Source organism: Runella sp. CRIBMP (genome assembly GCF_009905605.1).
Classification (GTDB): domain Bacteria; phylum Bacteroidota; class Bacteroidia; order Cytophagales; family Spirosomataceae; genus Runella.
This window is the reverse complement of record NZ_JAAAKZ010000008.1, coordinates 1-15,511: the sequence shown is the minus strand read 5'-3', so window position 1 is coordinate 15,511 and position 15,511 is coordinate 1. Positions and strand designations below refer to the sequence as shown.

Sequence of the window (15,511 nt, the reverse complement as noted above, 5' to 3'; positions counted from 1 at the left end):
TGGCTATCTTTTCATCCTCTTCTCGGCCGTACTTGGCCATTCTTCTACGACTCTCTATATCACTCTTCGGCATCATTTTCTCCATCTCGTTTCCTTCAATTGAATGTTCAAAAACGAGTGTTTAGCATAGACTTTTTCTTTATCAACCCAGCATTGAGGTAAAAAACCGAAATAATTAGAAAAATAAAGACCTTTTTAGGATAAAAATACCGGAATTCCAGTATTGCGCCTTGCCTAATCTTGTAAGAAATTTGGGTACTCAAATCTTTACCCTACTTCACTAGAATCTTTACCCTACTCTATTTAAAACTTTAACATTGATTATTATGAATCCACAACTATTCATTTCTTCAAATTTGGGCCATCAGCATTTCTTTTCATTCGATCTGGAAAGTGTAGTGCGTTTGGAAGGGGTTAGAAATTATACCCGCTTTATCCCCGCAAAAGGACAACCAATCATTACCTGTCGGTCGTTGGGTATCTATCTTGAACAGCTCCCGCAACAGTTTGTGCGAGTCCACAAAAGTTATGTTATCAACTGTCGGTATATATTAGGAATAGACCCACGTAGTCATTCTATTTTGATGACCGACGGTACGTCCATTCCCATTTCAAGGCGAAAGCGAACGGCTATTTTACGACTCTTGGGGAAGTCCCGTTAGAATCAACAACTTAACTTTAATTCAATTTATTTTTAGGAATCAATTTGACTTTATATCCAAAAAGATTCTATATTTTCAGGAAAAAGTACCTTCCTATGCGCGTATTGTTGGCAGATGACCACCTGATTTTGCTTGAAAGTCTGGCAGCTCTCTTAGAAAAAAAGGAAGGAGTTCAGATTGTTGCCAAAGCAACTAATGGCTTGGAAGCACTCCGGATAGTAGAAGAAGTGGCCGTAGATATCGTCGTTTCTGATCTCAATATGCCTCTTTTGGGAGGTATTGAGTTTACTATTCGTGTAAAGGAACGATTCCCTCATATAAAGGTAATTTTGCTGACCATGGTAGAAGATGCCTCCCAGATTCGGGAAGCTATTCAGGCAGGCGCATGTGGATATATTCTAAAAAGTGCCTCCCCCGACGAATTGCGGAAGGCTTTGACCGAAGTGAGCGAAGGAAGGCGATACTTTAGCCGCGACATAGAAAAGCAACTGGCTTCTATCCCCAATCCCCATGTCCCCAATGGCCACGAAATCGTGGACGGCGTGCCGCATTTAACCAAGCGTGAAATCGAAGTTATCCGGTTTATTGTACATGATTTTTCCAGCGAGGCCATCGCCAAACAACTGAATGTCAGCATCAATACCATTGAAACCCACCGCCGAAATATCTTCAAAAAACTACGTCTGAACACCGTAGTGGGCTTAGTGCGGTTTGCCATTAAGCACAAACTGATTGACTAAAACTCGTCGATACCCATTCCGCCCGCAGGTTAATTCTTTATCTTCGGTTTAATCAATCTTGCCAGAAATTCCTGATGCAGGGCATTACAGAAAGGTGATTCGGGAAAATCCTCTTTAAACCGTTCCAACAATTTTCCCGCCGCCGTGTTTTCTTTTTCTGGCGAAAAGTGCGCTAACGAAAACGCCCTCTGTACGATTTTGGCAAGCATTAGTTCGCGAGTTTGGGGAAATTTACGCAGTCCTTCATATATTGAATTATACCTTCCTTCCCACACCGTACTGTCAATCTGAACCACCATATTTCGATTCATAAAAGGCCCAGGAAGAAAACCCAACCACCGCGAATACAAAGCCTCCCGGTAAATATCCGAAATAAGGGCTTCGTCGTTCATTGTTTTGAGGCTAATCGGCTCATTTTTGGAGAGGTCTCCCAAACTCCGGAGGTAGGTTTGTTTGCGTAAATATTTTTGCCCTTCCAACGACGCCAAAACGTACGCATTTATCTGACGGTTTGTGGTATCCTGCTCCCGTTGAAAACGTTCGGCCGACTCCGTAGCAAGATCATTGATAACAAACGAATAATCCTCCAAAGACATGTGTTGAAAGAGGGGTTTGCGCCGGAGCGAATCCTGCCCAAACAGCAAACTCCCGTACAAAAACTGGTGTAAACGAGCCGTTGGGCCTTTTACAACGGGAAAAGACGACCGGCTAGGGTTGACAAAGTAAAGGGTGTCGTTGGGTTTAAGCAAAAAATCGACGCGGTAACCCAAACATTCAATCGTTACTTTCTGAGGCGATTCAATACATAAATCGGCTTTAAAACAGCCACTTTCGTCGGTGCGCTCTTTCAAAACAGCTTCGGGGTCGTAGGGAGAAAAGCCCAAGGGCGTATCCAAAAAAATCTGATACTGCGAAGAAGGAAAACCCTCAAAATAGCCTTGAATATGCACATTTGGCTGGGCAAAACTCCGCAAACAGCAAACAAGCAAAAGGAGTAAATACCGCATGGTCATGTCTGTTTAACTACGTAATGCTTCCCACAAAATCTCAATCGGATGTTTGGCTTTGCGGCCCGTACCATCTTTAATCTGATGGCGGCAGCTTGTGCCTGGCGCGGCAATAATGACCTCTTCTGGCTGTTGACGTACCGTAGGAAAAAGCACCAATTCACCCACTTGCATCGACAACTCATAATGCTCCTCCTCGTAGCCAAAAGAACCCGCCATGCCGCAACAACCCGAAGGAATCAACTGAACGATATAATTTTCGGGCAATGACAGCATCTTTTTGCTCGGTGTCAGCGACGACAAGGCTTTTTGATGGCAATGCCCGTGCAATTTAATGGTTTTTTGTTTATTCGTAAACTGTTGACGATGAATACGTTTTGTATCTATTTCGCGCGCAATAAATTCTTCAAATTGCAGGGCATTTTTGGCCAATTGTTGGGCGGCTTCCTGAAGTTCTTTGGGAACCAAATCAAGGTATTCATCCCGAAAAGTCAAAATAGCCGAAGGCTCAATGCCAATCAGAGGGGTATCTTCAGAGATGACCTCCTTGAGCATTTTTACATTTTGAATCGCTATTTTCTTTGCCTCTTTCACCAAGCCCTTTGAAAGATACGTCCGGCCACTCTCGATGTGTTTGGGAATGATGACTTCATAGCCCAGTTTTTCGAGCAATAAAATCGCTTTTTGACCTATTTCAACGTCATTGTAATTCGTAAATTCATCGCAGAAAAGATACACTCGCTTGCCTCCGCTTTGTGTTCTTGCCTTATGCCAATCTTTAAGGGTTGTTTTTGCCAACATTGGCATGGTTCGGTCTGGATGAAACCCAACCACTTTGTTGGCAATGCGCCGCAGTGATTCATTGCCAAAAATAGAATTATACGCCCAGGGCGCTATGCTCGCCAAACGCATCTGTTGGGAGAAATTAGCAATCAACCGCGACCGAAACGGCACGCCGTTTTTATCATAATAGCTCTGCAGAAACTCCGCCTTCATCTTGGATATATCCACGCTCGACGGGCACTCCGATTTGCAGCCTTTACAGGATAGGCAAAGGTCCAAAATCTCCTTGGTTTCTTCGGCCGTAGCATCAACGGATGACGATTCGGTATAAAAATGGCGCAGCATGTTGGCGCGGGCGCGGGTTGTATCGCGCTCACGACGCGTTGCCATGTAGCTCGGGCACATGGTCCCGCCAGTGATGTGGGTTTTGCGACAATCGCCCGAACCACTGCACTTCTCGGCCAATCTTAACAAGCTTTCCTGTTTTGAAAAATCAAAAACTGTTTCGATATGAGGGGCTTTTTGGTCTGGCTGATAACGCAGAAATTCGTTCATCGGCGGTGTATCCACAATTTTCCCCCGATTGAATACTCCTTTAGGGTCAAACAAATTTTTCACTTCCCGAAACAACCCATATACCTCCTCTCCCATCATAAACGGAATGAACTCGCCACGCAGGCGGCCGTCGCCGTGCTCGCCCGAGAGAGACCCGTTGTATTTTTTGAGCAACGTGGCCGTATCGGCCAAAATAGCCCGAAACTTGGCCTTACCTTCCGAAGTTTTTAGGTTAACCATCGGCTCCACGTGCAGCTCGCCTGCTCCCGCATGGGCGTAGTACGAGGCGTGTACTTGGTGTTTTTTGAGCACTTCGCCTAAATCTTCGATATAATTTGGCAAATCTTCCACCGCCACGGCGCAATCTTCGATGAGGTTGACGGGCTGCAAATCGCCCGGCAAATTTCGAATCAGGCCCAAACCTGCTTTGCGCACATCCCAGGCTTTTTTGGATTCATCGCCAAACAGTAACGGATACGCATACCCTAAGCCCTTGATTTTCAGTTCAGCAACCAATTTTTCCGCTATTGTTTCTACTTCTGCGCGGGTTTCTGCGCCAAATTCTACCATGAGCATCGCCGCAGGATCACCTTCAATAAAAAAGCGATTGTGGCGGTATTCGTTGTGCTCTTTGGTAAAATCCATGATGTATTTATCCACCAATTCAGACGCCAACGGATGGTGTTTCATAGCAATACCGTTTGCCAGCAGTGATTCATGCAGCGACTGACAATGCACACACAACAACCCCAGCTCGGCGGGTGGCAAGGGTAAAAGATTGAGTTTTGCTTCAGTAATAAAACACAGGGTGCCTTCTGAGCCGGCGATAAGTTTGGGGAGATTCAAGCCGTTCGGTGCATCAAGCAGCGCATCAAGCGCGTAGCCTGAATTACGGCGGGTGACCGTTTTTTTAGGAAATTTTTCCCGAATAAGTTGCTGATTATCAGTGTCTGACAAAAGTAATGTAAGGCCTTTCTCAATCCGTTCCCGCAAAGAATCTTCCTGATGGGAGCCCGATTGTTGGCCAAAAACGGCCTCGCTCCCATCGCTCAATAAAGCTTTAACTTCCAATAAATGGTCGCGAGTAGCACCCCAACTGATGGAGTGTAGCCCGCAAGAGTTATTACCAATCATCCCGCCAATCATCGCACGGTTAGCAGTAGACGTTTCGGGCCCGAACATCAAACCGTAGGGCTTCAAGTCCACATTGAGGTCGTCACGAATCACGCCGGGCTGCACACGTACCCAACGTTGGTCCGCATTTATTTCGAGAATTTTGTCAAAGTATTTAGAAATATCCACCACAATTCCCTCACCTACCACTTGGCCCGCGAGAGAGGTTCCCGCCGCTCGGGGAATGAGCGTAAGGCCATGCTCGACAGCAAAAACAATGAGTTTTTGAATATCGGCGGGCGTTTTGGGCAAAGCGACCGCCAGCGGGGTTTCTTGGTATACCGAAGCATCCGTTGAGTACAACCGCCGAATAGCTTGGTGGGTAACCGAATTGTCAAAATAGAATTCTCCCTCAAAATCAAGGGTTAATTGTTGAAAAGGAAGTTTAGTAGGTGCAGCGTAAAACATTGGAACGAATGATTTCTGCAAATGTAATTTAAAATCAGATTGGACGTACCTTTGTCTCCCTTTACGAATAAACATTCAACCTCTGGGTATACCTTACATTATTTACCAAAAACAAGATTTTAACAAGATGCCTGCTACTTATATTGAAACACGCCTAACGCTCAATCCAGACTATAACGACATTTTGATGGCCGAATTGGCCGAGATTGGCTACGAATCCTTTGTCGAGTCCAGCGACGGCCTCTCGGCGTATATTACCGACACAAGCTTTGACTTAGACGCGCTCCAGCAAATCATTGAGCGGTATCAATCCATGACGGCCATTACGTTTGAATCCCAACAACTCGAAACCAAAAACTGGAACGAAGAATGGGAGCGCAACTATCAGCCGATTGAGGTGGCGGGCAGAATTCGGGTACGGGCCTCTTACCACACGCCCGACCCAGCGTTTGAGTACGACATCGTGATTGACCCCAAAATGTCGTTTGGAACAGGTCACCACGAAACCACCACGCTGGTGATGGAACAGCAACTTTTGCTCGACCATCAAGGAAAATCGGTGTTGGACGTGGGAAGTGGCACTGGAATTTTAGCTATTCTGGCCGAGAAACTCGGCGCTAACCGCCTCACGGCCTTTGACATTGAAGAATGGGCCTACCTCAATGCGGTAGAAAACGCCGCTATGAATGGCTGCACGCACATTCACGTTTTTCAGGGGACGATTGCTGATTGCCCCGCCGCCACGTATGATATTGTACTGGCCAACATCAACCGAAATATTTTGTTACAGGAAATTCCTACCTACACCGAGTTTCTGGTCGGTGGAGGAACGCTGATGGTCAGCGGATTTTACGAATTTGACATTGCCGATATTGTTCAAAAAGCCGAAGAAGTAAATCTTCGATTAGTCGCCCAAAAAACCCTCAATCATTGGGCGGTTTTAAGATTTGAAAAACCATGAAAATAAGCATTTTAGGATGCGGCTGGCTGGGTCTTCCGCTGGCCGCACAACTTGCCCGAGAAGGGCACACCGTAAAAGGAAGCACGACGAGCGTCGAAAAATTGGCCGTTTTGCGCGCCCTTCAGATTGAACCCCTATGGCTCCAACTTACGCCCGAACCCAAAGGCATCGGCTGGGATTATTTGATGGATTGCGACGTGCTGGTTGTCAATATTCCTCCACGACTGGAGCGCGCAGGGCCAGATTTTCACACGGCCCAAATGCGCCATTTGATAGAGTTAGTGAAAGATAGCCCCGCCCAAAGGGTCATTTATATCAGTTCAACCTCCGTTTATCCTGAGCTCAACCGGGAAGTAAAGGAAGAAGATGTGATTTATCCCAGCCAATCAGCCGCTCCCACGTTGGCCGAAGCAGAACTATTGATTCAATCATTGCCCCAAGCATGGCTTGTATTGCGTTGCGGCGGTTTGATGGGGTACGAACGCATACCCGCAAAATATGTATCAGGCAAAAAGAACCTCACCACTGGTGAAGTTCCCGTCAATTATATTCACCGCGACGATGTCATCGGGGTCATCAAGGCATTTTTACAAAACCCGTCGGTATGGAATGAAACTTACAACGTAGTGGCACCCTTCCATCCTACCCGTCGAGACGTGTACCTTGCGAGTTGTACCCCTTTTGGCTATCAGCCCCCCACGTTTAGTACTGCTGAAATCAATCCTTTTAAAATCGTCTCTTCTCAAAAATTAGTGGATAAAATCAACTATCCATTTCTGTATCCCACCCCCCTCCAATTTCTGTATCAGCTGTAGATTTTTGTTTAATTAACCATCAACAAAAGTCAAACACTTATTTTTATTTCAATTTTGTTTAACGTTAATTGTCATACGTTAAACAAATGTGTTTTTTTGAACTTTTTGAAGGCAAAAACCCAAAATTGACCTAAAAATAGTACTATAATATTACTAAACCAATACAAAAACACTCATTTTAGTACAAAAAACTGATAACAAAATTTAATATTTACAAATTTGTTCAAAATTTATTTGGAAGTTTGTTTAATGTTTAACTAAATTTGTTCAACAAACTGAAACCAGAACATTCAAATAAGCCCACAATGACAGCTATCGAGTTCACTTACCACATCGCTAAAGTGTCAAAGTCACTAAAGCCCTTTGCGATGCGTTTAACAAAAGACAGCGAAGATGCTAACGACTTGTTGCAGGATACGCTGTTGAAGGCTTTTACCAACCGTGACAAATACGCCGACGGCACAAACCTCAAGGCTTGGTTGTACACCATCATGAAAAACACCTTCATCACCAACTACCAGCGTATGGTGCGGAAGAATACATTTATCGATACAAGCGACAACTTACACTACATCAATTCTTTTGAAAACAGCACCGAGAACGAAGCCGCTGGCAAATTTGCCATGGACGACATCAACAAAGCCGTTAATTCACTGGAGGAAGCCTATCGTACCCCTTTTATGATGTACTATCGGGGGTTCAAATACCACGAAATTGCTGACCGCTTGCGCATTCCCATCGGAACGGTCAAAAACAGAATTCACATTGCGCGGAAAGAGCTCAAAGACAAGCTATACGTTTATGCGCATCCATTTTGAGTAGGGATAATGAGACATTGGCGGCTTAGCTATCTTAACCGATAAAGCGAAGCTGCCAGTTTAAAAAGAGGAAGGTTTCGAAAAGTTGATCGGTATCCGGTCAACTTTTTTGTTTTAGACAAAATTGACTTCAGTATGCAGACGAATTCCAAACTGCTCTTCGACAGATGATTGTATTTTTTCAGCCAACTGCTTGATTTCCAATCCCTTACCGCCGCCATAATTGACCAACACAAGCGCCTGACGGGCGTGTACGCCAATGCTGCCGAAGCGTTTTCCTTTCCAGCCACATTGTTCAATCAACCATCCAGCGGGCACTTTTACGACCTCATTGCTGATTACGTAGCCTGGTATTTCTGGATACATCAATTTCAAATGCTCGTATTGCATTACCGAAATTTCGGGGTTCTTGAAGAAACTGCCTGCGTTGCCAATTTCGACGGGATCAGGCAATTTGCTACGTCTGATTTTAATGACGGCGTCGCTAACGGCCTTGATACTCAGCTCATTTACGCCCATTTGGTCGAGCGTTTTTTGAATGTCGCCGTACGAAACGTGAAATACGGGTGTTTTTTGCAACTTGAACTGCACGTTGCAAATAATGTACTGTCCCTTCAGTTCATTTTTAAACACGCTGTCACGGTAACCAAAACGACATTCTTCATTGGTAAAAACCCGTTTTTGACCCGTCAGAATATGAACCGCTTCGAGCCTTTCGAAAGTGTCTTTGATTTCGACGCCATACGCCCCAATATTCTGCATGGGAGCGGCTCCGACGGTGCCTGGGATAAGGGATAGATTTTCAAGACCCGCCAAGCCTCGTTCTACACAATAGAGTACAAATTCGTGCCAATTTTCGCCAGCCCCTACGCGCACCCACACATTTTCCTGATCTTCTTTGACCGTCCTGATGCCCTTGATGTTGATTTTGACCACCAAACCGTTGAAATCCTGCGTAAGAAGAAGATTACTGCCTCCACCCAAAATAAGTTTTGGCAACGTCTGCACGTCAGGAAGCTGGAGTAATGTCTGAATATCTTCGTCATTATCCACTTCTACCAAATAGCGAGCTGTAGCCTCTATGCCGAAGGTATTGTATGATTTGAGAGAAACGTTGCTTTGAATGGTAAGCATTTTACCGTAGTAGATTCTGGTGCAAAGAACGTAAAAAATGGTTGTTTCACAAAGGTTTCGTCAAACAAGCCATGTAAAACCCGTCGAATCCATCGCGCGCTGGTGAGGTTCGGGCTTCTTCCAAAAGCTGCCATTTAGCGCCCTGTTCGGCCAAAAACCGCTTCACTTGCTCTTCACTTTCCGACGGCAAAATGCTGCACGTAGCGTATACCAACTTCCCACCAGGCTTCACCATTTGCGAATAACTGGTCAGAATTTCGTATTGTGTTTGACGAATTTGGGTCAAAAAATCGGGTTTCATTTTCCACTTGGAATCGGGGTTACGACGCAAAACCCCTAATCCTGAGCAGGGTACATCCAACAACACGCGGTCGGCGGTATCGCGGAGACGTTTGATAGTTTTGGGTTCAATGACGCGCGTTTCTACGTTGCTGACCCCGTTGCGCCGCGCCCGGCGGCGCAGTTCTTCCAGTTTCCAACCCTCCACATCCATCGCAATGAGTCGCCCCTGATTGTGCATTAACGCCGCCAAATGCAGGGTTTTTCCACCCGCACCCGCACAGGCATCAATGACGCGCATCCCCGGATGAACATCCAACATGGGTGCAATACGCTGCGAACCCGCATCTTGCACTTCAAACTGTCCGTTTTGGAAATAATCGGTCTGGAAAACGTTTTTTTTCTCCCTCAATTTCAACGCGTCGGGCAATCCTGGAAGGGTTTCGGCAAAAATCTCCTTGCTGGCCAAGGCTTCTTTCAGTGCGGCAGCGGTGGTTTTGAGGGTATTGGCCCGCAACACAACGGGAGCCGTTTGGTTCAATGCATGAAGTTCATCGTCCCACGTTGTCCCCAATTCGGCAGCGCCGATTTCGTCCAGCCAATCGGGAATCGACTCCCGAATTTTGCGGCTTTTTTTGGCTTCTTCGTAGGCTTGTCGGATAGCATTGGGCTTGATGTGTGCAAATTCCGCCCACGGCGGCAGTTCGTTGCCTTTTAAAATTTGCCACGCGGCAAAAAAGTCCAGATAAGAAGGCTTGCCCAAGTGTGCCGTGACAAAATCCAACATTCGCCACCAACGGACAATTTCGTAGGTGTTTTCGGCAATAAAGCCCCGGTCGCGCGCGCCCCATTTACGGTTGGACTTGAGCACCTGCTCAATGACTTTATCGGCCTGACGCCCTTTTTCGAATATTTCGGTCAGCGAAAAAACAATCGCTTCCACTAAAACGCGGTGGTATTTCATGAAGTTTGAATCAAAATGTACGTGACGCTCTGCCTGCTTTCTACATACCCATCAGCCATTTCATCACGTAAATAACCAGCAGGGCGGTACCTCCCATGAGCGCGGAAGCAGGCGTGAAAGCACGCAAGGTAACGGAAACGTTTAGGTTTCCAAAGCGCGAAATTACCCAAAAATATGAATCATTGGCGTGTGAAGTGACCATTGACCCCGCTCCCATCGCCAATAACGCCAACAGCGCACCGTCTGGGCCGGCCAATCCGAGGGCTGCCAACAAAGGGGCCACCAACGACGCCGTCGAAACCACCGCCACGGTCGACGAGCCCTGTGCAGTTTTGAAAATAGCCGCCAATCCAAACGGAACGAGTAATCCCCAACCGCCCGCCGCCAACGCCGCGCCGTATACTTTTCCCAATTCAAGGGTTCTGATAATTTCGCCAAAAGCGCCACCCGCCGCCGTTACGATGAGGATGGGGCCCGCTTTTTCGATGGCTTCGTCAAACAATTGATTTAGTTTTTCTTTCTCAATTTTTCGAAACAACGGCAAAGTCAATCCTAAACCAGCAATCAATGCCGTGATGGGTTCTCCCACAAATTTAATGAGGTTCAGCACAAATGGCAAAGCCATATCGGGATACAAAAGCACCACTGATTTCAACGAAATAAGCGCAATCGGGACAATAATAGGCAAAAACGAAAGTGCAGGAGAAGGCAAATCAACATCTTTTATTGGAAGTTTTTCAGTCGCTGTTTGTTCAACCGCATCTAATGAAGCAGGCAACGAAAGGCTGTACAGGTACCCAACCGTAGCGGCTGGCAATGCCACTAAGATTCCCAACAGCATGGCTTTTCCCAAATCGACATTCAACACGCCCGCCGCAGCCGTGATGCCTGGATGCGGAGGTACTAGACAATGAACCGCGTACAGCGATGTAGCCAAACAGCCTACCAAAGCCAGACGTTTTTTGGGCAGGGTATGACCCAACGAAACCACCAATCCACTCAACACCACAAACCCCGAATCACAAAAAATAGGCAATCCGATGAGAATACCAACCAACGTAATGGCGAGCGGCGCGTAGCGCTCGCCCGTTTTGTTCAGGATGAAATTAGCCAAACTGAGCGTAGCATTGGTTTTGTCCAAAATGATACCCAGCGTAGCCCCCAAAATAATCAGCAAACCTATTTTTTCGAGGGTACTGCCAAAACCCACTTTGATGGCTTTCAACAGCGCTTCTCCTTCCATCCCCGCAGCAAATCCTACGCCCATTGCCACAAAAATCAACACAAAAAAGGTATTGAATTTGTACCGTGAACTGAGCAGAATAATGGTCAAAATACTGACAATGAGCAGCAAGGATACGTAAAGAGGTGAGAGCATCTTTAAAATAGGTTAGAGTCTGAAGTCCGCTCTACCAAAAGCTTTCCTTTGGTGTATCTTAATGCCATTAAATAAAAAATATAAAGTTTCTCTGGAACATACAATCGCAATGATAGTATGATTATACCAAAAAAAAGCCCCCGCACTTTCGACTTTCGTTAATAAACACCTTAGTCATACGTTTTCAGGAAACGAAATTGATTGAGAAAATTCTGAAAGCCATCGGTTACACTTTCTCCCCAAAAAATCCCCCGTAAAATACCGATAAGCTTGATGCCTATTTGAACCGTGGAAAGAAAATGATTGGGAGAGTTTAAAAGTTCTAGCGCCTATTTTGCCGAACTACTGCCCCGTTTGGCAGCGCTCTCCTGTCTAATCTTGCGGGCAAATACCACCGCAATCTTGAACATTGAAAAAAATACCGTTCTGTGACAAAATGATGATGATTTTCATCTAGGCCGTGAGGAGGTCGAGGTTGCTGGTCAATGCTTCGGCAATGAGGCCGTTCAGGGTCGAGTCGGCAAAGTACATGCGCCAATTGAGCGTAGCTACGTTGAGGGTATCGGTATTAGCATTATTGCTAAACGTTTCGGGAACGGGCGGCATAGCTCGCGGTGTAGCCACTTGCGGCACTTTACAGCCCGACAATGCAACTACGAATAAAAGGGTAGAAAACAGTAAAGTAACGCTGGCAGGGTTCAAAATCCTGCCAGCGTTTTTTAGTTCGTCTTTGATGAACTGGTGTTTTTCGGCCATTCGGGCGAAAATGTAGTACAGCCCAGGGATGACGACGACCAAAAAAACTGTCCCGAAAAGCATTCCTCCTGCGGCAGCTGACTGGAGTCCGATTCCAGCTGGTATTCGTGGATTTTGCTCATTATTACCTTAATTCGGCTTGCAGGAGTAGTGTATTGGTGGAAAATAAAACAAGAAAATTAATTTTCAGTAGGACGATACAAAACAGGGCTCGCATGCGAGCCCTGTTTTATTGGATTATTCTTTTTCCTAATCTGTAGCTGAAAACTCAGTAGTTTTTAGCTTAATAAAGGGTAGACAAGGTTTTTATTTCTTTATTTTTTTGATTGTAAAAGGCACACAGATGGCTTCGGTAGGGCAGCAGTTGCCTTCGTAGAAAATATAAGAACAACAACCTTCTGTTGGGCAAGTGGCGTTGGTAGCGGCAAATCGATAAGAACCCGCTTCGGTAATTTGGATAACGGACGATGTTGCACCAGAGATTGGTTGGTCATTTCTAAACCATTGAATATTAGTATATCCCGATGGAATGGAAAGTTCAAAAACCTGTCCTACACAAATTGGTACAGGAACCGTGATACAAGTTCGGTCAAAGTCGTCTTCGCTTTCGATGTTGTTGTTTGGAGTAGAGTCTGTATCGGTTTGATCTGCCTTAGAAATTTGGGCCGTAAAATACTGCACACCTGGCTGTGTTACTTGGACCGCAATAGACAAGGTGACGGTTTCACCAACGGCTATATTTCCTATGGTCCATGTACCCGTAGCGGAGTTATAAGTACCAGTAGCTGTGGCAAAAGTTTGGAAATTCATTCCCGCAGGTAAAATATCCTTTACTTCTACACCAGATGCAGGATTTTGCCCTTCATTTTTGACGCTTACCGTTAAAGTGAGATTCGCATTTAAGCCCGGCTGTTGATTGCTAACAGCTACGGAAAGCGATAAGTCAATCGGAGGATTACAAGTGGCATCAGGGCCTAATTTTTCTACAAATTGCTCTAACGGAATAACATTCCCGCTTGGCGTTTGCCCAGAGCGTGAATAAAAACTACAGGCGGTATTGAGTGAAGCCACACTTTTGGCCGCCGCCACAAAGGGATCAGCTTTAGCTAAGATTCCTACGGGGCTGTAGCAGGCATTGCCTTGAAAGGTAAAAAGAGCAACGGGGGTTCCGTTGGTAAATGAACCATAATCGGTTTCGGTAGCTGTTTTTCCAATGACATAATAGTTGTAAGCAGCATCTAAACCCGCCGAAGCAAATATGGCCTGACTCCCCAATTTGAGGGGGTTTTTCTCCCAAGTGCCTCTTATATCGGTGATATTCTGAATCACAAAATCTTTGGGAACTTTCAGCGATACCTGCGCTGTGGCTCCAAATTCTTTGACATCGGTATTGTTAGCGTTTGGCGTAGCATATTTGGGTACCACCCAAACTGTATAAAGCCCCGTATTGGCTTGGTAGGTCAATTGGTAATTGACTTGATTGGTCGAGAGTTGCTGCGCTGCTACTGTAACAAAGCCAAGAAACCAGATTAGCCCAATCCAAACGATTGTAGATATTCCTTTTTTCATTGTAGTGTATGTTTATATCGTTGAATTTTCAGGTTTTTACAGGGGAGCATCGCGCTCCCCTGAGTCTGTCTATGTTTATTTAGGTAATTGTTCCTGAATGATAAAGAAGTTTTGTTTGAGGGCGTTACCGGGATGGTTGTTGATTACATTTTGGTAGATGTACTCTACATCGTTGGTTGTTCCCTGAAAAATCACTTCTCCATCCATATTAACATCTCCTGTGTAATAGCCTGAAAGAATGAAGAAAGGCAGTAGAAAAGGATTGCCCGTGGCTGCAATGACTTGCTGATAGATGACATTGACGTCGTTGTCAGTACCCTGATAAATCACTTGGCCGTCATAAAGGGCATTGCCCGCCCACAGGGCTTTTCCCTGAACTACATCCACCTGCGATTGATGAATCGGTGAATTTGCTAAAACATACGTAGGGGTAGCTACCGAACGGAAATCAATCGTGGAAACGATCTGCGTTAACGGCAGAGCCGTTTGCGACATAACTCCCAAATGGTTGCGGTGACGAACCGACACAAAATAGCTGGCCGCAACAACCGTGTTGAAGGTAATGGGTGAAGTGCCATCTACCTCTACAATATCACCGTCACGTTGAACCAAGGCCGAGCGGCTGTCTACCACAATAGTTGAATCATTGGCATCTCGCAATTCAACAAATACCCAGTCTACAATGGCATCTTGCCCGCTGACAGTCAACACCGTGTTGGAGGTAATGGTATCAGCGGCAGTAATAGGGCCCCAGGCTACATAAGGTGATTTTCGAGGAATCAGATTTTTCACCCGCAGGTCATCGCGCATCAGGTTGCCCGAGAAAACCCCAAACAACGAGCCCTGCAAAAAGACTTTGGGCAAAAGCGTGAGCTTTCCGGGAGTCTGAATTGTGATGGGTGTAGGAACAAAGTTATTTTGAGGATCACCATCAAAGTCTGGATCGGGATTATTTCCCAACTGCGATTGATCTTTTACGGTTTCGCCCAAGGGACTCTGACCAGTACTGTAAGCAATATTGATGTATGAAACCCCTACGTATACATTCGGACTGATGCGCACCGTCAAACTGATGATTCCGCTGTCACCGATAGCCAAGGCATTGCCGGGCAAAAGCAGCTGAGTTTGGCTTGCAGTCCCCGTATAGGTGGGATTAACGGTAAACTTAGTGCTGGTGATACCCAGAACATTAAAGGTGGCAGGACTTGGAAACGTTTTGGACAGCGTGTCAAATACCTGTAGGTTACTGAGAGGCACATTGCCTACGTTTTTCACTTTGAGACTGAACGTAATGTCGTAGGTATAGTTTAGGTTGTTTACAAAGGAGCTAACTTCTTTAGCGATACCAATTTTAGGATTCTGGGTCAGTGGTACAACCGTGGGGTCGTTGGTGGGGTCTGTATCTGGGTCGGCGGGAGTATCTACCAGCTCGTTGCCGCTGTCAGAAACGTCCGTCACATCAGGTCCCGTGGGAGGAGTCCCTGTCACCGTAGCGCTGTTTTTGACTTC

Annotated in this window: 13 protein-coding genes; 5 read left to right on the top strand and 8 right to left on the bottom strand. The window is 45.9% G+C overall.

What is annotated here, in order from left to right:
• The first annotated feature begins 326 nt into the window (after positions 1-326).
• Both GVN20_RS18600 and GVN20_RS18595 read left to right on the top strand, forming a co-directional pair.
• On the top strand, positions 327-662 hold the full coding sequence (locus GVN20_RS18600; protein WP_166559793.1) for a LytTR family DNA-binding domain-containing protein: 336 nt from the start codon (positions 327-329) through the stop codon (positions 660-662).
• A 95-nt stretch (positions 663-757) separates the two neighbouring features.
• On the top strand, positions 758-1,402 hold the full coding sequence (locus GVN20_RS18595; protein WP_166559792.1) for a response regulator transcription factor: 645 nt from the start codon (positions 758-760) through the stop codon (positions 1,400-1,402).
• 29 nt (positions 1,403-1,431) lie between these two features.
• Here the strand turns inward: GVN20_RS18595 and GVN20_RS18590 are convergent, their stop codons facing one another.
• Together GVN20_RS18590 and GVN20_RS18585 are read right to left on the bottom strand one after the other, a co-directional pair.
• Entirely contained in the window at positions 1,432-2,409 is a 978-nt protein-coding gene (locus GVN20_RS18590) for a hypothetical protein (RefSeq protein WP_166559791.1), read from the bottom strand.
• Positions 2,410-2,421: 12 nt separating this feature from the next.
• Positions 2,422-5,328 (bottom strand): FAD-binding and (Fe-S)-binding domain-containing protein, encoded by a 2,907-nt coding sequence (locus tag GVN20_RS18585; RefSeq protein WP_166559790.1) that lies wholly within the window; start codon positions 5,326-5,328, stop codon positions 2,422-2,424.
• Between the two features lie 127 nt (positions 5,329-5,455).
• Here GVN20_RS18585 and prmA point away from each other — a divergent pair, with 127 nt between their 5' ends.
• The 3 genes from prmA (at position 5,456) to GVN20_RS18570 (ending at position 7,922) form a co-directional block, all read left to right on the top strand.
• Entirely contained in the window at positions 5,456-6,289 is an 834-nt protein-coding gene (prmA, locus tag GVN20_RS18580; protein ID WP_166559789.1) for a 50S ribosomal protein L11 methyltransferase, read from the top strand.
• Complete coding sequence (locus GVN20_RS18575; RefSeq protein WP_166559788.1) at positions 6,286-7,104, top strand: SDR family oxidoreductase; 819 nt, start codon at positions 6,286-6,288, stop codon at positions 7,102-7,104. The genes prmA and GVN20_RS18575 overlap by 4 nt, the downstream gene beginning before the upstream one ends.
• Before the next feature lie 305 nt (positions 7,105-7,409).
• Positions 7,410-7,922: an RNA polymerase sigma factor gene (locus tag GVN20_RS18570; RefSeq protein ID WP_114070278.1), complete on the top strand. Its 513-nt coding sequence runs from the start codon at positions 7,410-7,412 to the stop codon at positions 7,920-7,922.
• A gap of 114 nt (positions 7,923-8,036) precedes the next feature.
• On the opposite strand, the gene murB is transcribed toward GVN20_RS18570, so the two are convergent.
• The 6 genes from murB to GVN20_RS18540 all read right to left on the bottom strand — a co-directional run.
• Entirely contained in the window at positions 8,037-9,056 is a 1,020-nt protein-coding gene (murB, locus tag GVN20_RS18565) for a UDP-N-acetylmuramate dehydrogenase (RefSeq protein ID WP_166559787.1), read from the bottom strand.
• A 46-nt stretch (positions 9,057-9,102) separates the two neighbouring features.
• Positions 9,103-10,299: an RsmB/NOP family class I SAM-dependent RNA methyltransferase gene (locus GVN20_RS18560; RefSeq protein ID WP_166559786.1), complete on the bottom strand. Its 1,197-nt coding sequence runs from the start codon at positions 10,297-10,299 to the stop codon at positions 9,103-9,105.
• Between the two features lie 40 nt (positions 10,300-10,339).
• Positions 10,340-11,677 (bottom strand): GntP family permease, encoded by a 1,338-nt coding sequence (locus GVN20_RS18555; protein ID WP_166559785.1) that lies wholly within the window; start codon positions 11,675-11,677, stop codon positions 10,340-10,342.
• Positions 11,678-12,130: 453 nt separating this feature from the next.
• Positions 12,131-12,496, bottom strand: coding sequence for a hypothetical protein (locus GVN20_RS18550; protein ID WP_166559784.1), 366 nt, complete (start codon positions 12,494-12,496; stop codon positions 12,131-12,133).
• Between the two features lie 243 nt (positions 12,497-12,739).
• Positions 12,740-14,002, bottom strand: coding sequence for a DUF11 domain-containing protein (locus GVN20_RS18545; protein WP_166559783.1), 1,263 nt, complete (start codon positions 14,000-14,002; stop codon positions 12,740-12,742).
• 75 nt (positions 14,003-14,077) lie between these two features.
• Positions 14,078-15,511, bottom strand: a 1,434-nt coding sequence (locus GVN20_RS18540; protein ID WP_166559782.1) for a hypothetical protein, incomplete at its 5' end; no start/stop codon positions are given.